Below are 20,669 nucleotides of genomic sequence, written 5' to 3'. Positions count from 1 at the left end.
TCCAGGATGTCGTTTAGCCGGAAACCTACTTTTGCGTTGCGTGTTCTGCCCGTATTGGTGGCAAGTCTGCTTGCTCCCGCCTTGGCGAATGCATTTGCACCGTTTGTCGTGCGCGATATTCAAGTCAACGGCATCCAGCGGGTCGATCCCGGCGCCGTGTTCTCGTCTTTGCCGGTCAAAGTCGGTGAGTCCTTCTCGGAAGAGCAGGCGGCTGATGCGATTCAGCGTCTGTACGCCACAGGCTTTTTCAGCGACGTGCAAATTGACACCGGCACTAATGTGCTGATCGTTAACGTCAAAGAACGTCCAACCATCGCCTCCGTGTCTTTTAACGGCATGCGCGAGTTTGACGCCAAGAATATTACGAACTCCCTGGCCCAGGTTGGCTTTGGAGAAGGCCGAGTTTTTGACCGTTCCATGCTGGAACGCGCTGAATTCGAGCTGAAGCAACAGTACTTGTCCAAGGGCAAGTATGGTGTGGAAATCACGCCTATCATCACGCCGTTGCCACGTAACCGTGTGGGTGTGAGCTTCGATATCTTTGAGGGTGGCCTGGCCAAAATCAAGGAAATTCGCATCGTCGGCACTGAAGCCATCTCGCAAGGCGACTTGCTCGATCAGATGGAACTGACGACGTCGGGCATGATGACCTGGTACACCGGTACTGATAAATACTCCCGCGAAAAGCTGGAAGGCGATATGGAGCGTATCCGCTCCTACTACCTGAACCGTGGTTTCCTGGAGTATTCGGCTGAAGCGCCTCAGGTTTCGATCTCGCCTGATCGTAAAGACATTTACATCACCCTGACTGTCCATGAAGGTCAGCCTTACACGCTGAGCAGCGTGAAGCTGGCTGGCGACTTGCTGGGTCTGGAAGACAAGATTCAACCGCTGGTTCAGCAAAAAGAAGGTGAGGTGTTCTCCTCGGACAAAACGAGCGGCACCGTGAAAGCCATTACGGAATACTTGGGTGGCCTGGGCTACGCGTTTGCCAACGCCAATCCGAACCCAGTGCTGGATCGTGAAAACCATACCGCCGACCTGACGTTCTACGTCGATCCCGGTCGTCGTGTGTATGTGCGCCGTATTGAAATTGGTGGTAACGTCCGCACCCGTGACGAAGTGGTACGTCGCGAAATGCGTCAGCAAGAAGCGGCCTGGTACGACTCGGACGCGATCAAGTTCTCGCGTGACCGCGTGGACCGTCTGGGCTACTTCAACGAAGTGGACGTGAACACCAAACCCGTTCCCGGTTCGCCTGACCAGGTGGATGTGAACGTGGAAGTGAAAGAGAAACCGACGGGTCTGGTTAACCTGGGTATTGGTTACGGCTCTACCGACAAGCTGATGCTGTCGGCAGGTATCAGCCAGGACAACATCTTCGGTAGCGGTAACAGCCTGTCCCTGCAGATCAACACCAGTAAAATTAACCGTGCGGCTGTGATCAGCCACACCAATCCTTTCTGGACGGGTGACGGTATCAGTAAGACAACCTCGATTTACTACCGCCGTACAACGCCTTACCAGTCCAATGACGGTTGGGGTGATTACCAGAACACGGCGATCGGTGCTGGCTTGAACTTCGGTGTTCCTATCTCTGAGTACGATCGCGTATTCATGGGCGTGAACTTCGAGCACAACAAGCTCTCGCGCCTGAGCCCGCAGTACACGCCGCGTGCCTATCAGGATTACGTGAACGAGTACGGCGAAGGCACCAACACCTTTATTTTCAACCTGGGTTGGTCCAAAGATACCCGCGACAGCGCGATTGCTCCCAACAAGGGCAGCTTGACCAGCCTGTCGGCTGATATGGGTACTGTGGACCTGCGCTACTACATGCTGCGCGCCAGCCACCAGCACTACATTCCATTGGGCCGTGCGTACACATTGGCTCTGAATGGTGCCATTGACTATGGTCGCAGCATTGGTGGCAAATCCTTCCCAGTGATCAAGAACGTCTACGCCGGTGGTATCGGCTCGGTACGTGGTTACGAAGGGGCTTCTTTGGGTGGCCGAGACACCTTGACGGGTGACTATCTGGGTGGTTCGCGTCGTATGATCGCCAACGCTCAGTTGTACCTGCCATTCCCAGGTGCATCGCGTGACCGTACCTTGCGTTGGTTCGTCTTTGCCGACGCCGGTAAAGTGGACAATACCAGTGGTGGTTGCCCAATGGGCCGACCTGATCGTCTGTCGGAAGACCCATGCGGCTGGAAGTACGCTGCCGGTCTGGGCTTGTCGTGGGAATCGCCGTTGGGTCCTCTGCAGTTGTCTTACGGTCGCGCCCTGCGCGCCAAGGAAGGCGACGATAAGCAGGCCTTCCAGTTCCAGATTGGTACCGCTTTCTGATGTTCGTGTTTAGTGGCACAATTGCACTATTCTGCAGCCTAATTAGCAAGGTAGATTTTTCATGAAGTCAAACATCGCATTAAAACTTACAAACATCGCCCGCAGCTTGTCGCGTGGCAATAAAGCGCTCGTTCTGGCTGCCGCGCTGGGTGTCGGCGCCATGACCGCTGCACCTGTTGTTCAGGCACAGACCAAAATCGGTTTTGTCAGCACAGAGCGTATCTTGCGTGATTCCAAACCGGCCAAAGCTGCTCAGACCAAAATCGAAGCAGAATTCAAGCGCCGTGACGAAGAGCTGGAGCGCCTGGCTAACAACCTGCGTTCGCAAGCTCAGAAGTTCGACAAGGACGCTCCTGTGCTGTCCGAGTCCGACCGTGTGAAGCGTCAGCGTCAGTTGGCTGATCTGGACTCCGATCTGCAACGCAAGCGTCGCGAGTTCCAGGAAGATTTCAACCGTCGCCGCAACGAAGAGTTCTCGGCCATTGTTGAGCAGGCTGATGCCGCCATCAAGCGTATTGCTGATTCCCAAGGCTACGACCTGATCATTCAGGACGCCGTGACCGTCAGCCCACGTGTGGACATCACCGAGGAAGTCCTGAAAGCACTGGGCGGTTGATGCACTATGCCGGTATTGCTGAACGCTGATCAGGCTGTACAGCTGTCTGAACTCATAGACGCCATCAACAAGACCGGACTGGATTGCAAGCTGCCAGAAGGCATTACAGAGCCTATGCCCCGGATTCGGGGCCTAGGCTCTTTGCTTTCTGCGGGCCCGGAGGAAATCAGCTTTCTGTCCAATCCGAAGATGCAGGAGCTGCTGGAGCAGACTGCTGCTGCGGTGGTGATTCTGACGCCGCAAGCCTATGAAAGCCTGACTGCTGCACCGTCTTTTATCCCGGTGCTGTGCTCGCAACCTTATCTGATGTATGCGCTGCTGGCGCAACGCTTCGATCAGGTTCGCATGGCGGATTTGCCTACAGGTATTCATCCCAGTGCGGTGATTGATCCCAGCGCTCAGTTGGGCGAAGGCGTGTCGGTCGGGCCATTCTGTGTGGTCGAGGCCGGGGTCAAGATTGGACGCGGCACTCGTTTGGGCGCGCATTGTGTCATCGGCGCAGGCTCGACCCTGGGGCAGGATTGTTTGCTGCATGCCCGCGTTACCCTGTACCACCAGGTGCATATTGGCGCGCGCGCCATTCTGCATTCGGGCGTGGTGCTGGGAGCTGACGGTTTTGGTTTCGCGCCGGACCCTGTGAAAGGGAAGGGGGCCTGGGCCAAGATTGCGCAGATTGGCCATGTACGCATTGGTGACGATGTGGAAATCGGTGCCAATACCACGGTAGATCGTGGTGCACTGGATGATACCGTCCTGGCCAATGGCGTCAAGCTGGATAACCAGATCATGATCGGGCACAACGTGCAGGTCGGCGAACATACCGCCATGGCGGCGTGTGTGGGGGTGGCCGGCTCTACCCAAATCGGGGCGCGTTGTACGATTGCGGGGGCAGCCATGCTCTCGGGACACTTGGTCCTGGGTGATGATGTGCACGTCTCCGGCGGTACCGCCGTCACATCCAATATTAGCCAGCCCGGGCGTTACACAGGGGTTTATCCCTTTGCAGGGCACCAGGACTGGCAGAAAAATGCTGCCGTATTGGGGCAACTGAGCGGTTTGCGTCGTCGCCTGCGTTCTCTGGAACGTCAACAGGCCGATGGGGCAAACGAATCATCTGAACATATCAATAAACAAAAATAAGCAGGACAGGACATGGAACTCGACATTCGACAAATTATGGATCGCCTCCCTCATCGTTACCCGATGCTGCTGGTTGATCGCGTCTTGGAACTGGTGCCCGGCAAGAGCATCGTCGCCATTAAAAACGTGTCGATGAATGAACCCTTTTTTACCGGCCACTTTCCCCATATGCCGGTGATGCCAGGTGTTTTGATCATTGAAGCCATGGCTCAGGCTGCTGCGCTGTTCTCTTTTACCGATCCCGAGGATCCGTATGCCAAAGTGGACAACAAGCTGGCCTACTACCTGGTTGGTGTGGATGGCGCGCGTTTTCGCAAGCCCGTGATGCCAGGCGATCAGTTGCGTCTGGAAGTGACGGCTGACCGCATCAGCCGCGCTTTGTGCAAGTACACAGGCCGTGCACTGGTCGATGGCCAGGTGGTTGCCGAAGCCAAAATTATGTGTGCTATCCGTCAATTGGAAGAATAGTTTATGCGTATTCATGAAACGGCCATCATCGAAGCGGGCGCTCAGCTTGCAGATGATGTTGAGGTCGGGCCTTACAGCATCATTGGGCCCAATGTCACGATTGGCGCGGGCACCAAAGTGGGCCCTCACTGCGTGATAGATGGCGTGACCACGATTGGTCGCAATAACCATTTCTACCGTTTCTGCTCCATCGGGGGCATGCCGCAGGACAAGAAGTACGCTGGTGAACCCACTCGTCTGGAAATTGGCGATGGCAATATGGTTCGCGAGTACGTCACCATCAACACCGGTACGGTGCAGGATGTGGGCGTGACGCGTGTAGGCGATGACAACTGGATCATGGCCTACACCCATATTGCTCACGATTGCCAGATCGGTAATCACACGATTATTGCCAATAGCGTTCAGTTAGGCGGTCACGTGCACATTGGCGACTGGGCCATTCTGGGCGGTTTGACGGCCGTGCACCAGTTTGGTCGTATCGGCGCTCACAGCATGATTGGCGGTACCAGCTCGGTGCGTCAGGACATTCCTCCTTACGTCATCGGTGCGGGTGATCCTTTTCGCCCGGTTGGTGTGAATAGCGAAGGTCTGGGCCGTCGCAACTTTTCGGCTGAAGCAATTTCGGCCGTCAAGGAAAGCTACAAACTGCTGTACCGTCGCAAGCTGTCAGTGGAGCAGGCAGTAGAGCAAATGCAGGCCTTGCAAGAAGCACAGCCCGATTGCCGTGCCGCCGTGCAGGTCATGGTCGACTTCTTGAATGACTCCAGCCGGGGTATTTGCCGACCATGAGCAGCGCCTCCAGCCCATTAGCGGCACGTTCAGACGGGTCGGGGCAAACTGGGGCCATGCGGGATCTGCGAGTAGGAATGGTAGCAGGCGAGCCGTCCGGCGATTTGCTGGCGGCTCGTATCATCCAGGGATTGCGCCAGGGTAGCCCTGGTGTGCAGGTAGAAGGTATTGGTGGCCCCGAGATGGCTGCCCAGCAGTTTCACCAGCACTATCCCATGGATGCCTTGACGGTGTTTGGCTACGTCGAGGCCCTCAAGCGTATTCCGGGCCTGGTTTCCACTTATCTGGGCATGCGCAATCACTATTTGCGTCAACGTCCCGATGTGTTTGTGGGCATTGATGCGCCGGACTTCAATTTGCGCCTGGAGCATCGTTTGCGTCAGGCAGGCGTACCGACGGTACATTTTGTGGGTCCGTCGATTTGGGCCTGGCGCTATGAGCGCATCCACAAAATCCGTGAAGCGGTTTCCCATATGCTGGTGCTGTTTCCTTTCGAGACCGAGATCTACGAAAAGGAAGGCATTCCCGTGACCTATGTGGGGCATCCGCTGGCGGCCAATATTCCTTTGCAGCCCGATAAAACCGATGCACGCCGTCGTCTGAGCTTGCCGGAGTCAGGTCGTATTTTGGGTGTGTTGCCGGGCAGTCGTTCGTCCGAGGTCAAGATGTTGTCGCCCCGCTTTTTGCAGGCCGTACAAATTCTGCAGGATCAAGATCCTGATCTGACGATTCTGGTGCCTATGGTCAATCCCAAGCGTCGCCAGGAGTTTGAAGAGGCGCTGGCACAGCATCCGGTACGCAATGTGCACATTATTGATGCCCATACCGCCGGGATTCGTGAGCCGGACTCGGAAGGCGTCATTCGTCCTCCCGCCTGGACGGTGATGGAAGCCAGTGATGCGGTTCTGGTTGCCAGTGGGACAGCCAGTCTGGAAACAGCGCTGTACAAGCGTCCCATGGTTATTTCGTATGTGCTTAGCCCCATGATGGAGCGCATCATACGTTGGAAATCCGGGCAGGACAGGCCGTATGTGCCTTGGGTGGGTTTGCCCAATGTCTTGGCCCGTGATTTCGTGGTGCCGGAATTGCTGCAAGAAGACGCCCAGCCGCAGAAGCTGGCACAAGCGTGCTGGAAAGCCTTGAGCGATCAGGACTATGTGGCCCATATAGAGCAGGTCTTTACTGACATGCATCTGAGCTTGCGCCGCGACACGCCTGCCTTGGCAGCCGAGGTTATTTTGAAGATGGCACGTGGATGAAGCAGCTAGATTTATTGGTCAGTGATGTGTCGGCCGGTTTGGTTGCGGGGCTGGATGAAGCGGGACGTGGTCCCTTGGCAGGCCCGGTCTTTGCGGCTGCCGTGATTCTGGATCCCGATAATCCCATCGAGGGTTTGAACGACTCCAAAAAGCTGACCGCCAAACGGCGTGAAGCGCTGGCTGTACTGATCAAGGAACGGGCCTTGGCCTGGGAAATTGCCAGTGCAAGCGTTGCAGAGATTGATGACATCAATATTTTGCATGCGGCCATGCTGGCCATGCAGCGAGCCTGTAATGGCCTGAAGGTCAAACCAGAGCAGGCTCTGGTTGATGGCAATCGTATTCCAACGAATTTGTGCTGTCCCGCCGAGGCCATTATCAAAGGCGACGCCAGCCATGCGGCTATTGCAGCCGCTTCCATTCTGGCTAAAACGGCACGGGATGCAGTGTGTCTGGAACTGCACCGTGACTATCCCGAGTACGGTTTTGATCAACACAAGGGGTATGGGACGGCCTTGCATTTGCAGCGTTTGTCACAGCATGGCCCTTGTCCAGAGCATCGTCGAAGTTTCGCGCCGGTACGCGCATCTTTAGTTAGGTAAGTTGAAGAATGAGGCTGATTGAATCCAAAGATAATGCACTGTTCAAACGAGTGCAGCGCCTGGCTCATGATAAGCGCGAGCTGGACGGGGGTGATCAGCTAATTTGGTTGGAAGGCATCCATCTCTGTCAGATGTGGCTGGAACGCCGTGGCCAGCCGGAGCTGGCTGTTTTCGAGATGGATCGTCACTCGGAAGAACTGCTGGAGTTGGCGCGTTTTTTGCCTGGTCATAGCAGTGTCATTTTCAATGCTACCTTGATGAACGCTGTCTCCCAGGTGGGTCAGGGGCAGGGCGTCGGCTTTATTGTCCGCGTGCCTCGTGGGCAAGCCTGGACGGCTCCCCGTAAACGCGCCATCTTGCTGGATCAGGTCCAGGACCCCGGTAATGTGGGGACTGTATTGCGAACTGCGGTGGCAGTGGGTTTGGAAGCCGTTTATCTGACACCAGGCTGTGCCAGCGTCTGGTCACAGAAAGTGCTGCGCAGCGCGCAGGGCGCTCATTTCTCTATTCAGGTGCATGAGCAAGTGGATGGGGCGGAGCTGCTGGAAAAGGCCGCCTTGCCGGTGCTGGTGACCTCTCTGGGGCCCGATACTCAGGATTTGTACGAAGCTAGCTTGCCTGACCAAGCGATTTGGGTGTTTGGTAATGAAGGGCAGGGCGTCAGCCCAGCCTTGCTGGCCGAGGCGAATCAGCGCCTGTTCATTCCCCAGGCTCCGGGAGTCGAGTCTTTGAATGTGGCTATCGCCACCGCCCTTTGCCTGTACGAGCAACGACGTCAACATAGCCGTTAGCCCTGGCTGCTTTCATTGCAAAGCCTTAAGCAGAATGAACGTGTACAAGACAATTCTGTCTTGATATAGCACTTGTTTCTTCTTGTAAAATCAAGTAAATCATCTAGTAAGGTGCCTAGTTATCGATACGCTAGCATTAAGCACCTGACGGGGCAGGCCAGTCTTGCTTGCCCGTCTATCTGCAGCCCTGCACGTGCTGCCCCTTCCCCTTGTATCGCTCCATCGTTGGTATCCGGCTGGATTCTTAATCCTTGTTTTTTCAGATGAGGTCAACAATGAAACTTAGCGAATACGCGGCTTACGATGCCCTGGCTTTGGGCGAGCTGGTCGCCAAGAAACAAATCAGTGTTCAAGAGTTGAGTCAGGTGGGCAAAAAAGCCATCGACAAGCTTAATCCCAAAATCAATGCGGTCGTGGAAAGCTGGGATGCAGAAGTGGACCCCCATGCTGATCGGGACTCTGTGCTCTACGGCGTGCCTTTTCTGATCAAGGATTTGGCCATCACCATGAAGGGCAAGCGCTACGAGCTGGGCAGCAAGCTGGCACAGGATATGGTGATGGATTCTGATAGCACCCTGATGCGTTATTACAAGGAAGCGGGGCTGATGACCTTGGGGCGCACGACGACCTCGGAGTTTGCCATCAGCACCACGACCGAGGCGCGCTGCGTAGGGCCCACCCTGAACCCTTGGAATCCCGCTTTTAATGCAGGCGGCTCAACCGGGGGCTCTGCCGCCGCGGTAGCGGCAGGAATGGTGCCACTTGCCCATGCGACGGATGGAGGTGGTTCTATTCGGGTTCCGGCGGCAGTCAATGGTTTGTTCGGCTTGAAACCGACTCGGGGGCGGGTATCCAGCGGCCCCTTGCAAGATGAGGTGTGGAGCGGTTTATTGGCTCACCTGGGCGTCAGCCGTAGCGTCCGTGACAGTGCCGCTTTGCTGGATGCGATCAGCCGCCCTGGCATTGGGGAGCCGTATTACACGGCTCCACCGCCACGCAGTTTCCTATCAGCCGTGAAAAAGCATCCAGGGCCTTTGCGCATTGGCTTGATGATGGACCCTCCCAGCGGTGACAAAACCCAATCGATGATTGCAGCCAAGGCCATTGATATGGCTTCTGTGCTGGAGTCTCTGGGACATCAGGTCGAGCCCTTGCAGTTTGACTCGGGGGTGAGCTGGGAGGCGTTTGTGCATGCCAATGCCCAGTTCTGGAACGTGAATACGGCAGCCTGGGTGGACAGTATTGCAGCGGCCACGGGGCGTCCTGTTAACGAGGAGTATCTGGAAAAGGCGACGCTGGCAGCCTATGCCTATGGCAAGAAAATCACAGGTATTGATATTTTGGGGGCGATTGCGGTCCGCAATACGGTTTCACGCAATCTGGGGGCGTATTTTCAAAAATATGATGTTTTGATGACCCCCACTGTCCCCACGTTGCCCATGAAAGTGGGGGAGTACAACAAGGTACAAGATCAGGTGGACGGCCTGGGCTGGATAGCCCATGTATTTCGGCAAGCGCCTTTTGCGGCTTTGGCCAATATCAGTGGTTCGCCATCCATGTCCGTACCAGCGGGATACGATGTGGCGACCTCTTTGCCGATTGGCATGATGTTTACCGCCGCCTATGGTCAGGAGTGCATGTTGTTTGGTCTGGCAGGGCAGTTGGAGCAGGCTTTGCCCTGGGCAGATCAACATCCCCAAGTCTGGGTTGGCCGTTTGGATTGAGACGTACTATTCACGGGGTGGGGCGACTGCACTCCAGACAGATGGTTTCCTATCAACGGCCTGAAGTCGGTGTTGTGAACTGAGCCCAAGAGGTTGGACAGTTAAAAATTAATAGCGGAAGGCCTGAGTTCGGTATTGCACTGGACTCAGGCCCTTTTTATTTCGCCGTGATTTCAGCACTGACATTTGCTGGATGATGCCATTGGGTTACATCTGCTTGACATTACATTTCAAAGAGAACATTATAAGTTACATGAAAAGAGATAGCCGCCTATCGTCCTTCCTTCATGCGCTTTTGCGCATGGCTGAACAGGGTGAACCCACTACTTCAGAATCTCTGGCTCAGTGTCTGGGCACTCATCCCGTCGTCGTCCGACGCAGCATGGGATACCTGCGGACAGCGGGCATTGTGAAGTCCGATCGAGGCTACTTAGAGGGATGACGTATCCGTATTGACCTGGGAGCGGTCACCTTGCGCCAACGGCATGACGTCTCACTCACGAAAGGTCACGTTTGATGAACCCGTTCTCTGACCCGGTGTCCGTATCGAGCTATGCCGATCGGGCGCCCAGGATTGTGCCCGGCCTTTTTGATTTGCATAGGATGGCAGGCGTGCTGTTGGGTGAACGTGCGCCTGCTGACGCACGTATCCTGGTGCTCGGTGCAGGCGGCGGACTGGAGCTGAAGGCCTTTACCCATATGCGGCCGACTTGGCTTTTCGACGGTGTTGATCCGTCAGCTCAGATGCTTGAGCTCGCCCGCACAACAATCGGTCAGGACGGGGGGCGTGTGCGCCTGCACGAGGGCTATATCGACAGTGCCCCAGAGGGGCCGTTTGATGGCGCTGTTTGCTTTCTGACGCTGCATTTTCTGCCATCAGCCGAACGCCTGCAGACCTTGAGACAGATGTTCCTCAGACTCAAGCCTGGGGCGCCCCTTGTCGTCGCACATCACAGCTTCACAGACGACGATCCTGCTAGAGATAAATGGCTTGCGCGTACTGCGGCATTCACTACGGCTTCTGGCGTGTCTGTGGAACAGGCCGAGGGCAATATGGCGGCGATCAAGGAGCGGCTGCCCGTGCTTTCACCGCAGCAGGATGTTGACCTGCTTCGTGAGGCCGGATTTATTGATATTGAACTTTTCTATTGCGCATTCACGTTCAAGGGCTGGGTCGCCTACAAGCCGTAAGAGCTGAAGTCTACTTGGCTATTGGGGGCACGATCGTGCCCCCCGTTTTGTGGCTAACCAGTATCTTGCGCAGTGGTTTTGATGATGCTGTCCGAATTCCCTGAGGTGGAAATCCGTACAGCATCCGGGATGGCGTCACGCTTTAGTAGGAGCGGCGATCCAGACCTACATCATCCAGAATCTTGGTGGAGATTTCTTCGATGGACTTGGTGGTGGTAGACAGCCAGGGAATGCCTTCCATACGCATCAGTCGTTCCGCTTCAGCCACTTCCATACGGCATTGCTCGATGGTGGCGTATTTGCTCCCGGGACGGCGCTCATTACGCACTTCAGACAGGCGGTCTGGATGAATGGACAGGCCAAAAATCTTTTTCCGGTAGGGAGCCAGCGTGGCGGGCAGGGTGCCGCGCTGGAAATCTTCGGGAATGATGGGGTAGTTGGCGGCCTTGACGGCGTACTGCATCGCCAAGTACAAGCTGGTAGGCGTTTTTCCGCAACGGGACACACCCACCAGAATCACGTCGGCTTGTTCCAGACCATTCACGTACTGACCATCGTCGTGCGCCAGACTGAAGTTGATGGCCTCAATGCGATTGTTGTAGCGCTTGGACATGCCACCGGAGTGCGAACGGCCCACGGAACGGCTGGATTTCACTCCCAGGGCGCGTTCAATGTGTCGTACAAAGGCACCAAACAGATCCAGGAAGGTGCAGTTGGCCGCGCCAATAATGTGCGCCATCTTGGGGTCAACCAGAGTGCTGAATACCAGAGGCTGCTGGCCTTGTTCTTGAGCGCATTGGTTGATGCGATCAGCGACAGACTGGGCTTTCTCGATAGTATCGATAAAGGGAATCCGGATGGCCTGAAATTCGAATTGAGCGAATTGCGACAGGACGGAGTTGCTGAAAGTTTCGGCGGTAATGCCCGTGCTGTCAGAAACGACAAAGACGGTACGCTCAATAGGAGAAGATGTCATGGAATAAGTCGTGCACAATGCTCGGGAAACGGTACAATTTGCAAGATTACCATTTACCGCTCGGATCAGGGTATGAGAAAGGCAGGTTTGCTTAGGACAGATCACACAGACAGCGCTGTGCGGATCACTGCCTTAAGCAAACACGCTTTTTTTTCTATTCAAGGTGACTTATGTCTTACGTAATTGGTTTCGACAAGCTCCGCATGACGGACGTCGACACAGTGGGCGGTAAAAACGCTTCGCTGGGTGAAATGATTAGCCAGTTGGCTGATGCTGGTGTGCGCGTGCCGGGTGGTTTCGCCACAACAGCCGAAGCATTCCGCGTTTTCCTGAAAAACAACGATCTGGACAAGCGCATTCAGCAGCGTCTGGATACGCTGGACGCCGACGATGTGCGTGAACTGGCTGCCGCCGGTGCCGAAATTCGTCAGTGGATCATCGACACTCCTTTCCCTGCCGAGTTCGAGAAAGCCGTACGTGAGGCCTTTGCCGAACTGGACGCCGATGGCAAGGGCTCCTTTGCCGTACGTTCTTCCGCGACTGCAGAAGACTTGCCTGATGCCTCTTTTGCTGGTCAGCAAGAAACCTACCTGAACGTCGTCGGTATTGACGAAGTGCTGGGCAAGATTCACCACGTGTTTGCTTCCCTGTACAACGACCGTGCTATTTCCTACCGCGTGCACAAGGGCTACGCTCACGCTGAAGTGGCTCTGTCCGCTGGTATTCAGCGCATGGTGCGCTCCGACAAGGGCAGTGCTGGCGTGATGTTCACCTTGGACACCGAGTCGGGCTTCAAGGATGTGGTCTTTTTGACTTCCTCCTATGGCCTGGGCGAAACCGTGGTTCAAGGTTCGGTCAATCCGGACGAGTTCTACGTTTACAAGCCAACCCTGGCTTCCGGTCACTACCCCATCATCAGCCGCCGCATTGGCTCCAAGCTGATCAAGATGGAATTTGACGAAGGCCGTACCACGGACCACGCTGTGCGCACGGTTGATGTGCCCGTGTCCGAGCGCAACCGTTACTCCCTGAGCGACGAAGAAGTTATCGAACTGGCCCGCTACGCCACCATCATCGAAAAACACTACCAGCGTCCTATGGACATTGAGTGGGGTCGTGATGGTATCGACGGCAAGATCTACATCCTGCAAGCCCGTCCTGAGACCGTCAAGTCCCAGCAAGGCAGCAACGATGTGCAAGAGCGTTACCGTCTGAAAGCCACCGGCGAAGTGCTGGTGACTGGCCGTGCTATTGGCCAGAAGATCGGTTCGGGCAAAGTCCGTATCGTGGCTGATGCTTCCGAGATGGACCTGGTCAAACCCGGCGACGTGCTGGTCACTGACATGACGGATCCTAACTGGGAACCCATCATGAAGCTGGCTTCGGCTATCGTCACCAACCGTGGTGGCCGTACTTGCCACGCGGCGATTATTGCGCGCGAACTGGGTATTCCTGCCGTGGTCGGTTGCAACAACGCCACTGATGTGCTGAAGGAAGGCCAGGAAGTGACCGTTTCGTGTGCTGAAGGCGACGAAGGTCGTATTTACGACGGTCTGCTGGAAACCGAGATCGAAGAGGTGAGCTGGGGTCAAATGCCCGAGATCGGCCTGAAAATCATGATGAACGTGGGTAACCCACAACTGGCTTTCGACTTCTCGCAAATCCCGAACGATGGTGTGGGTCTGGCTCGTCTGGAATTCATCATCAACAACAATATCGCCATTCACCCCAAAGCGGTTCTGGACTACCCCAATGTGGATAGCGAACTGAAAAAAGCGGTGGAATCGGCTGCCCGTGGCTACGCCAGCCCGCGTGCTTTCTTCGTAGAAAAACTGGCTGAAGGTATTGCGACTCTGGCCGCATCCTTCTACCCCAAGCCCGTCATCGTGCGTTTGTCGGACTTCAAGTCCAACGAATACCGCAAGCTGGTGGGTGGTTCGCGCTACGAGCCCGAGGAAGAGAACCCAATGCTGGGCTTCCGCGGCGTGGCTCGCTACCTGTCCGAAGACTTCGCAGAATGCTTCAAGATGGAATGCGAAGCCCTGAAGAAAGTACGCGACGAAATGGGTCTGACCAACGTCGAAATCATGGTGCCATTCGTGCGTACTCTGGGTCAGGCAGAACGTGTGGTGGGTCTCTTGGCTAATCACGGTCTGGCTCGCGGCGAAAACGGCCTGCGCCTGATCATGATGTGCGAAGTGCCTTCCAACGCTATTTTGGCCGATCAGTTCTTGCAGTACTTTGACGGTTTCTCCATCGGCTCCAACGACATGACTCAGTTGACTCTGGGTCTGGATCGCGACTCCGGTATGGAACTGTTGGCTGCTGACTTTGACGAGCGTGACGAAGCCGTGAAGTTCATGCTGAGCCGTGCCATCAAGGCATGTCTGGCACAAAACAAATACGTCGGTATTTGTGGTCAAGGCCCCAGCGACCACCCTGATCTGGCCAAGTGGCTGAGCGACGAAGGCATTATTTCCTTGTCGCTGAACCCGGACACGGTTGTGGACACCTGGCAGCGTCTGGCCAAGGCCTAAGACTTAAGCGGCTGCCAGAGTTTCTCTGGCAGTACGCTGGTCAAGCCAGCTAAAATAAAACACCCCGGCATGGAGCTTCCATGCCGGGGTGTTTTTATATGAGGTGTTTGCTTTTTGTTGCTACGGGTAGGGTGCTGATAGCCAGCGATGTAGCAGCGTGATGAAACCTTAGTTGGCTACGTCGCTTTGGTAAACGTGCAGGAACATATCCAGAATATGTTCGGTTTCGCTCTGAATGCGCTCTTCGCTCCAGGGTTCCATCGCCCCCATCAGGAGCAAGACAATTTCGCCTTCGCTCAGGCAGCGGAAATGTTCCACCATCAAGGCCGGGTCCAGTTTGCGCAGAGTGCCACGCTCGACATGGCGGGCAAAAAAGCACTGCACGCCGTCCCAGATCTGATCATCCAGCATCTCCATAAAGCGTTTGCCAATATCGCTATGGCCGCCTACAGAAACAACGATACGCAATAGCTGGGCCGTTTGCTTGGAGTAGAGATTGCGCAGCATGGGCAGCAAGAAACGCTGCAGTTCTTCGCGTATGTCGCCCTCCGTGTCCAGCTTGGTCAGGACCTGCTCGGTAAATTCCTGGGCGCCGGTCAGTAGCACGGCCAGCAGCAAGTCTTCTTTGGAGGGGAAGTAATTGTAAAGAGTGCCCTTGGAGCCGCCTGCCAAGGCAGCGATCTGGGACATGGATGTCGCCTCAAAACCATTCTCGCGGAAAACCTCGGAAGCCACTTCCAGGATTTTATCGCGGCGTTCGCGTCCTTTTCGAGTCGCGCGTTGAGATTTTCGGGGAACATCGTCGTGCATAATGGCAGGCAAAAAGTAGGTGAATAGGACAAAGTCAGCATCATACCGTATCAATGGCTGATGTGCTGCTGCTCTATTTCGATCGTTAAGGGAAGGCTAGACTGACTCCCTGATTTTACGCCATGCACCGGACCTGCAACGATTTGTTTGCTCCAGTCTTTGATCTGGGGCCTGTTACTGCTCAAAATCACCACATATTCGGGTGGTAGCACAGGGCAGACGTCCTGGGCTCGTGCAGGGGCGTTTGATGATCGCTATAGTCCTTATCTGTTTTGATTTAAAGTATAAGGCGGCGGTTCTGATACTCTCTTTGCTTAAGACAAAGCCCGAGGAGTTGTGGATGTCTACTACGCAGTCGTATCAAGTGGTGATCGTTGGGGGCGGGGCAGGCGGCCTGGAACTGGCTGCCAAATTAGGGCGCCAGTTCGGGCGTCAGCATATCTTTCTGGTTGATAAAGACAGCGACCATATCTGGAAGCCGTCTTTGCACGAGGTAGCTGCGGGCACCTTGGACATTCACCGTGAAGGTTTGTCGTACTTCATGCTGGCGCGGGACTGTGGCTTCACCTTTATTCAGGGTGAAATGACCGGTATAAACCGTGAGCAGCGCGAAATTACGCTGGCACCGGTCCTGGGCCCCGATCACGAAGAGGTCTTCCCGGAGCGCAGCCTGACATACGGTACGCTGGTGATGGCTGTGGGCAGTAAATCCAACTTCTTCAATACGCCTGGCACCCATGAACACGCGCTGGCCTTGGACTCGACCCATCAGGCCGAGCGTTTCCGCTTGAAATTGCTCAATGAACTGATCAGCGTGACCCGTCGTGCCCAGCGTGAGCAGGGTGCACCTTTGTATATCAATATTGTCGGGGGCGGAGCAACGGGGGTGGAGTTGGCGGCAGAGCTGCTGGAAGCCCGTGCCGATCTAAGTATCTACAGTATCCCCGGCAGCAGTTCTGACCGAGAGGTGCGTATCACGCTCCTGGAAGGCGCAGATCGCATTCTGTCCGCCTTGCCGCCCAAGCTGTCTGCGACTGCCCAAAGCCTGCTGGAGCAGCGTGGCGTGGCCGTACGGACGTCTGTACGTGTCAGCCGCTTGGCTGCTGATCATATCGAGGATGTGAACGGCGGGCAGTATCCCAATGATCTGTGTGTGTGGGCCGCGGGGATTGAAGCGCCTGCCTTTTTGGCTCAACTGGGCCTGCCTGTTAACCGTATCAATCAATTGGTGCTGGATGCCTGTCTGGCCACGCCGGACCCGTATATCTGGGCCCTGGGCGACTGCGCACAAGTCCCTTGGGATAAAGAGGGCCAGTTTCTGCCAGCGCGCGCCCAGGTTGCGCACCAGCAAGCCAGCTATTTGCGTAAACGCCTGGCCGCCCGTATTCAGGGCAAACCGGTTGATGAGTCACCCTTCGTTTACAAGGATTACGGCTCACTGGTCTCCGTGGGCCATAGCCGCGGAGTAGGGAGCCTGATGGGGGTCTTGTCGGGCAAAAGCTGGTTTGTCGAAGGCTTGCTGGCTCGCATCATGTACATGAGCCTGCATTTGATGCACCACATGGCCATTTTGGGTGCTGCGCGTACGGCAACCCTGGCTTTGGGCCGTTTGCTCAGCAAACGGGCCGCCCCTCGTGTTAAATTACATTGAGATTTGGAACAAAACGGGCTTTTTAGCCCGTTTTATTCATTCGTCTTGCGGCGGGTGTCGTGTTTCATCAAGCGTTCTTGTTCGCGCTTCCAGTCTTTGTCGCGGGAAACATCACGTTTATCGTGCAGTTTTTTACCGCGTCCCAGACCGAAGTCCAGCTTGATACGACCTTTCTTGTAATGGAGATTCAGGGGAACCAGGGCGTAACCACGTTGTTCAACCTTGCCGATCAGCTTGCTGATTTCCTCGGCTTTGAGCAGCAGCTTGCGGGTACGGGTAGCATCGGGCCGGATATGGGTCGAGGCCGTCGGCAAAGCGCTGACGTGCATCCCGATAATAAACAGCTCGCCTTCGCGTACGATGACAAAGCTTTCTTTGAGCTGAACATGACCAGCTCGGATCGCCTTGACCTCCCAGCCCTCCAGGACCAGACCGGCCTCAAAGCGCTCTTCGATAAAATATTCGTGGGTAGCCTTGCGATTATCAACAATACTCATGAATTAATTGCCAACCATAGATTGTAAAATCAGAACATTCTATCTATTAACCAGACCTGATGCATACAGTAAAACGCTCCGTCCTCCTTCCTTATAGCTGTGAACAGATGTTTGACCTGGTCGCAGAGGTGGAAAAATACCCTGAATTCATGCCCTGGTGTGGTGGCGCGACCGTCAACCAGCGCGACGAAAAGGGGATGGAAGCCTCGGTTACCATCAGCATTGCGGGTATTCGTCAAACCTTCACCACGCGTAACGAACACGATTATCCCAATCGTATTATCTTGCGCCTGGTCAAAGGGCCATTCTCGGCCTTGACGGGAGACTGGCAGTTTACTCCCCTGGGTGAAGACGGTTGCAAGATCGTGTTCACGATGGAGTACGAGTTCTCCAGCCGGGCGCTGGAAATGGTGGTGGGCCCCATCTTCAACCGCGTTGCCAACAGCTTTATCGATTCCTTCACTCGTCGTGCTCAAGAGGTTTACGGTGACTGAGTTATCCGTCAGCGTTCTGGTGGCGACTCAGGCTCAGGTCTGGAAAGCCGCTGTGCGTTTGCCTGCAGGCAGTTGTGTGCGCGACGCCTTGCTCAAAGCAGGGATAGCTGAGGGTCTGCGCGAATGTGGTTTGCCTCCTCTGGATGATCAGCAAGGCCTGGATGCTTTGCACGTAGGCGTCTACGGCCAGCGTTGCCAGCTTGATCAGCTCTTGCAAGACCAGGATCGGGTCGAGGTCTATCGCGAACTGGTGTTTGACCCTATGGATTCGCGCCGTCGTCGTTACGCGCACAAGCTGGCTGCCCGCGCTGCCGCCAGACCCCGCCGCAAACCTGCTCGCGCCTAGTTCTTCTGCGCCTGATCATCAGGCCGCCACTTTCAGCTAGACTGTCGCCTCCTACCTTGCTCTGCCCCCTATGAAAGGGCTGATTGTCATCAGCACGACAACTAAAGGGGGCGGCTCGCATTATGGTGGGTAAAAACAAGGAGACAAGCATGATACTGACAGACGATCAGAACGCCTTCGCGCAAGCGGCGCGTGAGTTTGCCGAAGGGGAACTGGCACCGCATGCGGCGCGCTGGGACGAAGAACAGATTTTCCCGATTGAGGCCTTCCGTAAAGCGGGTGAATTGGGTTTTTGCGGGCTTTATGCCCCGGAATCCATTGGTGGCTTGGGTCTGGGACGCCTGGAATCCAGTCTTGTGTTCGAGGAAATGGCGGCGGTAGACCCATCGACCACCGCTTTTCTGACTATCCACAATATGGTCACCTGGATGGTGGGCACCTGGGGCTCGGATGAGGTCAAATCCCAATGGGGTGAATTGCTGAGCAGTGGCCAGAAGCTGGGCTCCTATTGTCTGACAGAGCCCGGTGCCGGTTCAGACGCAGCTTCGCTGCGCACCCGTGCTGAGCGTGATGGGGACGACTTCCTGATCAGTGGCAGCAAGGCATTCATCTCCGGTGCCGGAGATACGGATTTGCTGGTGGTGATGGCGCGCACCGGGGGCGATGGCCCCAAGGGCATTTCCGCCTTTGCTGTTCCTGCTGATGCGGCAGGCATTACCTACGGCCGTAAAGAACTGAAAATGGGCTGGAACAGCCAGTCCACCCGTGGCATCACTTTCGAGCGTGTGCGTGTGCCTGCCTCGGCCATGCTGGGTCAAGAAGGCGAGGGCTTCAAGCTGGCCATGAAAGGCCTGGATGGCGGGCGCATCAATATTGCTTGCTGTTCGGTGGGAGCCGCCCAAGGCGCTTACGATGCCGCCCGTCAATACATGCAGGAGCGCCGCCAGTTCGGCAAGCATCTGGACCAGTTCCAGGCCCTGCAATTCAAATTGTCCGATATCCTGACCAGCGTGGTCGCTGCCCGCCAGATGGTGCGCCTGGCCGCGTCCCATCTGGATGCAGGCAGCAGCCAGGCCAGTACTTACTGCGCCATGGCCAAGCGTTTGGCGACCGATCTGGGCTTTCAGGCTTGCGTAGATGCCCAACAGCTCTTTGGTGGTTATGGTTATCTGAAGGATTATCCTGTTGAGCGACTGGTGCGCGATACTCGGGTGCACCAGATTCTGGAAGGCACAAACGAGATCATGCGTGTCATCATTGCACGACAAATCATTGATCTTGGAGCTGATATTCGATGACGGATTCTGTTTTGTTTGATCGCCTGCCCGGCCAACATGGGAAGGCGATTGGGGTTGCGACACTGAATCGCCCACAGGCACTCAATGGCCTGAATCTGGAAATGTGCCAGTTGCTGTTCAAGCAGTTTCAGGAATGGGCTAAGGACGACAGCATTGCCGTGGTGGTGCTGCGTGGCGCGGGCGACAAGGCGCTGTGTGCTGGGGGCGATTTGCATTCCCTGTATGCCTCCATGCAAAAGAACCAGGACGGTTCGGCCTGGAACAACGAGTACGCCCGTGAATTCTTTGATGTGGAATACCGCCTGGATTATTTGATCCACACCTTTCCCAAACCCATTTTGTGCTGGGGCGACGGGATTGTGATGGGCGGCGGCGTGGGCCTGTTTAATGGTGCCAGCCATCGCGTTGTGACCGACACCACGCGTTTTGCCATGCCGGAAATCTCTATTGGCCTGTTCCCCGATGTGGGCGGCACCTGGATGCTGTCGCACCTGCCTGCGGGTATTGGCCATTTCCTGGCCTTGAGTGGTGCGCAAATCAATGCGTCGGACTGCCTGTTTCTGGGGCTGGCTGATGCCTATCTGCCCCGAGCACATTACGATGCCTTGCTCCAGGCCCTGCAAGGCACTGACTGGCCAGCAGAGCGTGCTGCATGTGATAGTAGCGTGCATCAGGTGTTGCGTCGCTTGGCGGAGGGCGCTCGCCCCGATAGCGGCCCGCTGGAGCAAAACTACGGCATGCTGCGTGATGTCTGCGCCAGCCGTGAATTTGAGCGCATTACGCAAGCTCTACAGCAGTGGCAGGACAGTCCTGACCCCTGGCTGTCCCGTGCCGCGCAAACCTTTGCCAAAGGTGCGCCAGGTTCGGCTCGCTTGTCTTTTGAGCTGCTGGAACGTGTTCATCACCTGTCTTTGGCTGATGTGTTCCGTCTGGAATACATTGTGTCGCTGCAATGTGGTGTTCAGGGCGACTTCCAGGAAGGTATACGTGCATTGCTGATTGATAAAGACAAACAGCCACGCTGGAATCCGGCGTCGCTGGAACAGGCTGATGCCCGCTGGGTGGAACGCTTTTTTGTTCCCGCCTGGCCTGCAGAAACGATTCATCCCTTGGCTGACCTGTGATCCA

The 20,669-nt window shown here is 55.7% G+C and carries 19 protein-coding genes and 1 pseudogene; 17 read left to right on the top strand and 3 right to left on the bottom strand.

The genetic code is table 11. The features are described 5' to 3' along the window. Positions 1-6: 6 nt before the first annotated feature. The 11 genes and pseudogenes from bamA to JYG33_RS04680 all read left to right on the top strand — a co-directional run bounded on the left by bamA (position 7) and on the right by JYG33_RS04680 (position 10,932). Positions 7-2,349 carry an outer membrane protein assembly factor BamA gene (gene bamA / locus JYG33_RS04730; protein WP_207874884.1) on the top strand — a complete coding sequence of 781 codons (2,343 nt, stop codon included), beginning with the start codon at positions 7-9 and terminating at the stop codon, positions 2,347-2,349. Between the two features lie 61 nt (positions 2,350-2,410). Beyond that, positions 2,411-2,965 carry an OmpH family outer membrane protein gene (locus JYG33_RS04725; RefSeq protein ID WP_189390600.1) on the top strand — a complete coding sequence of 185 codons (555 nt, stop codon included), beginning with the start codon at positions 2,411-2,413 and terminating at the stop codon, positions 2,963-2,965. Positions 2,966-2,971: 6 nt separating this feature from the next. Beyond that, the gene (gene lpxD, locus JYG33_RS04720; protein WP_207874883.1) at positions 2,972-4,105 is read left to right on the top strand and encodes a UDP-3-O-(3-hydroxymyristoyl)glucosamine N-acyltransferase; all 1,134 of its coding nucleotides are present in this window, start codon (positions 2,972-2,974) and stop codon (positions 4,103-4,105) included. A gap of 12 nt (positions 4,106-4,117) precedes the next feature. Beyond that, positions 4,118-4,573 (top strand): 3-hydroxyacyl-ACP dehydratase FabZ, encoded by a 456-nt coding sequence (fabZ, locus tag JYG33_RS04715; RefSeq protein WP_003799758.1) that lies wholly within the window; start codon positions 4,118-4,120, stop codon positions 4,571-4,573. A 3-nt stretch (positions 4,574-4,576) separates the two neighbouring features. Continuing rightward, a complete protein-coding gene (gene lpxA / locus JYG33_RS04710) occupies positions 4,577-5,365 on the top strand; it encodes an acyl-ACP--UDP-N-acetylglucosamine O-acyltransferase (RefSeq protein WP_207874882.1) in 789 nt (262 codons plus the stop codon). A 56-nt stretch (positions 5,366-5,421) separates the two neighbouring features. Further along, positions 5,422-6,624, top strand: a complete 1,203-nt coding sequence (lpxB, locus tag JYG33_RS04705; protein WP_207875732.1) for a lipid-A-disaccharide synthase — start codon at positions 5,422-5,424, stop codon at positions 6,622-6,624. Beyond that, positions 6,621-7,226, top strand: a complete 606-nt coding sequence (rnhB, locus tag JYG33_RS04700; protein ID WP_207874881.1) for a ribonuclease HII — start codon at positions 6,621-6,623, stop codon at positions 7,224-7,226. Before lpxB ends, rnhB begins: the two co-directional genes overlap by 4 nt. Positions 7,227-7,234: 8 nt before the next feature. Beyond that, on the top strand, positions 7,235-8,017 hold the full coding sequence (locus tag JYG33_RS04695; RefSeq protein WP_207874880.1) for an RNA methyltransferase: 783 nt from the start codon (positions 7,235-7,237) through the stop codon (positions 8,015-8,017). A gap of 275 nt (positions 8,018-8,292) precedes the next feature. Further along, positions 8,293-9,741 (top strand): amidase, encoded by a 1,449-nt coding sequence (locus tag JYG33_RS04690; protein ID WP_207874879.1) that lies wholly within the window; start codon positions 8,293-8,295, stop codon positions 9,739-9,741. Between the two features lie 253 nt (positions 9,742-9,994). Further along, positions 9,995-10,180: pseudogene (locus JYG33_RS04685) on the top strand (Rrf2 family transcriptional regulator); the annotation flags it as partial. 77 nt (positions 10,181-10,257) lie between these two features. Then, a complete protein-coding gene (locus tag JYG33_RS04680; RefSeq protein ID WP_207874877.1) occupies positions 10,258-10,932 on the top strand; it encodes a class I SAM-dependent methyltransferase in 675 nt (224 codons plus the stop codon). A gap of 142 nt (positions 10,933-11,074) precedes the next feature. Here JYG33_RS04680 and JYG33_RS04675 read toward each other — a convergent pair whose 3' ends face one another. Continuing rightward, the gene (locus tag JYG33_RS04675) at positions 11,075-11,908 is read right to left on the bottom strand and encodes a pyruvate, water dikinase regulatory protein (RefSeq protein WP_207874876.1); all 834 of its coding nucleotides are present in this window, start codon (positions 11,906-11,908) and stop codon (positions 11,075-11,077) included. A 170-nt stretch (positions 11,909-12,078) separates the two neighbouring features. Here JYG33_RS04675 and ppsA point away from each other — a divergent pair, with 170 nt between their 5' ends. Then, positions 12,079-14,445, top strand: coding sequence for a phosphoenolpyruvate synthase (ppsA, locus tag JYG33_RS04670; protein WP_207874875.1), 2,367 nt, complete (start codon positions 12,079-12,081; stop codon positions 14,443-14,445). Between the two features lie 168 nt (positions 14,446-14,613). On the opposite strand, the gene JYG33_RS04665 is transcribed toward ppsA, so the two are convergent. Beyond that, complete coding sequence (locus JYG33_RS04665; protein ID WP_243430274.1) at positions 14,614-15,135, bottom strand: TetR/AcrR family transcriptional regulator; 522 nt, start codon at positions 15,133-15,135, stop codon at positions 14,614-14,616. Between the two features lie 460 nt (positions 15,136-15,595). On the opposite strand from JYG33_RS04665, the gene JYG33_RS04660 reads away from it, so the two are divergent. Further along, positions 15,596-16,906: an NAD(P)/FAD-dependent oxidoreductase gene (locus JYG33_RS04660; RefSeq protein WP_207874873.1), complete on the top strand. Its 1,311-nt coding sequence runs from the start codon at positions 15,596-15,598 to the stop codon at positions 16,904-16,906. 32 nt (positions 16,907-16,938) lie between these two features. Here JYG33_RS04660 and smpB read toward each other — a convergent pair whose 3' ends face one another. Beyond that, complete coding sequence (gene smpB, locus JYG33_RS04655) at positions 16,939-17,403, bottom strand: SsrA-binding protein SmpB (protein ID WP_042480746.1); 465 nt, start codon at positions 17,401-17,403, stop codon at positions 16,939-16,941. 59 nt (positions 17,404-17,462) lie between these two features. Here smpB and JYG33_RS04650 point away from each other — a divergent pair, with 59 nt between their 5' ends. The 4 genes from JYG33_RS04650 (at position 17,463) to JYG33_RS04635 (ending at position 20,665) form a co-directional block, all read left to right on the top strand. Further along, complete coding sequence (locus JYG33_RS04650; RefSeq protein WP_207874872.1) at positions 17,463-17,897, top strand: type II toxin-antitoxin system RatA family toxin; 435 nt, start codon at positions 17,463-17,465, stop codon at positions 17,895-17,897. Continuing rightward, positions 17,890-18,243: an RnfH family protein gene (locus JYG33_RS04645; RefSeq protein ID WP_207874871.1), complete on the top strand. Its 354-nt coding sequence runs from the start codon at positions 17,890-17,892 to the stop codon at positions 18,241-18,243. The genes JYG33_RS04650 and JYG33_RS04645 overlap by 8 nt, the downstream gene beginning before the upstream one ends. A gap of 149 nt (positions 18,244-18,392) precedes the next feature. After that, entirely contained in the window at positions 18,393-19,541 is a 1,149-nt protein-coding gene (locus JYG33_RS04640) for an acyl-CoA dehydrogenase family protein (RefSeq protein ID WP_207874870.1), read from the top strand. After that, a complete protein-coding gene (locus tag JYG33_RS04635; RefSeq protein WP_207874869.1) occupies positions 19,538-20,665 on the top strand; it encodes an enoyl-CoA hydratase/isomerase family protein in 1,128 nt (375 codons plus the stop codon). Before JYG33_RS04640 ends, JYG33_RS04635 begins: the two co-directional genes overlap by 4 nt. Positions 20,666-20,669: the final 4 nt, after the last annotated feature.

Source organism: Alcaligenes sp. SORT26 (assembly GCF_017377875.1).
In the GTDB taxonomy this organism is placed as follows: domain Bacteria; phylum Pseudomonadota; class Gammaproteobacteria; order Burkholderiales; family Burkholderiaceae_B; genus Alcaligenes; species Alcaligenes parafaecalis.
This window is presented reverse-complemented; position numbering and strand designations above follow the sequence as displayed.

What these genes read in the sequence shown, in the direction of transcription:
- ppsA (WP_207874875.1), top strand. Translation starts at nt 12,079, where the DNA reads ATGTCTTACGTAATTGGTTTCGACAAGCTCCGCATGACGGACGTCGAC.
- bamA (WP_207874884.1), top strand. Translation starts at nt 7, where the DNA reads ATGTCGTTTAGCCGGAAACCTACTTTTGCGTTGCGTGTTCTGCCCGTA.
- JYG33_RS04690 (WP_207874879.1), top strand. Translation starts at nt 8,293, where the DNA reads ATGAAACTTAGCGAATACGCGGCTTACGATGCCCTGGCTTTGGGCGAG.
- fabZ (WP_003799758.1), top strand. Translation starts at nt 4,118, where the DNA reads ATGGAACTCGACATTCGACAAATTATGGATCGCCTCCCTCATCGTTAC.
- JYG33_RS04660 (WP_207874873.1), top strand. Translation starts at nt 15,596, where the DNA reads ATGTCTACTACGCAGTCGTATCAAGTGGTGATCGTTGGGGGCGGGGCA.
- JYG33_RS04650 (WP_207874872.1), top strand. Translation starts at nt 17,463, where the DNA reads ATGCATACAGTAAAACGCTCCGTCCTCCTTCCTTATAGCTGTGAACAG.
- lpxA (WP_207874882.1), top strand. Translation starts at nt 4,577, where the DNA reads ATGCGTATTCATGAAACGGCCATCATCGAAGCGGGCGCTCAGCTTGCA.
- JYG33_RS04725 (WP_189390600.1), top strand. Translation starts at nt 2,411, where the DNA reads ATGAAGTCAAACATCGCATTAAAACTTACAAACATCGCCCGCAGCTTG.
- JYG33_RS04675 (WP_207874876.1), bottom strand. Translation starts at nt 11,908, where the DNA reads ATGACATCTTCTCCTATTGAGCGTACCGTCTTTGTCGTTTCTGACAGC.
- smpB (WP_042480746.1), bottom strand. Translation starts at nt 17,403, where the DNA reads ATGAGTATTGTTGATAATCGCAAGGCTACCCACGAATATTTTATCGAA.
- lpxD (WP_207874883.1), top strand. Translation starts at nt 2,972, where the DNA reads ATGCCGGTATTGCTGAACGCTGATCAGGCTGTACAGCTGTCTGAACTC.
- lpxB (WP_207875732.1), top strand. Translation starts at nt 5,422, where the DNA reads ATGCGGGATCTGCGAGTAGGAATGGTAGCAGGCGAGCCGTCCGGCGAT.
- JYG33_RS04695 (WP_207874880.1), top strand. Translation starts at nt 7,235, where the DNA reads ATGAGGCTGATTGAATCCAAAGATAATGCACTGTTCAAACGAGTGCAG.
- JYG33_RS04665 (WP_243430274.1), bottom strand. Translation starts at nt 15,135, where the DNA reads ATGTCCCAGATCGCTGCCTTGGCAGGCGGCTCCAAGGGCACTCTTTAC.
- JYG33_RS04635 (WP_207874869.1), top strand. Translation starts at nt 19,538, where the DNA reads ATGACGGATTCTGTTTTGTTTGATCGCCTGCCCGGCCAACATGGGAAG.
- JYG33_RS04640 (WP_207874870.1), top strand. Translation starts at nt 18,393, where the DNA reads ATGATACTGACAGACGATCAGAACGCCTTCGCGCAAGCGGCGCGTGAG.
- JYG33_RS04680 (WP_207874877.1), top strand. Translation starts at nt 10,258, where the DNA reads ATGAACCCGTTCTCTGACCCGGTGTCCGTATCGAGCTATGCCGATCGG.
- rnhB (WP_207874881.1), top strand. Translation starts at nt 6,621, where the DNA reads ATGAAGCAGCTAGATTTATTGGTCAGTGATGTGTCGGCCGGTTTGGTT.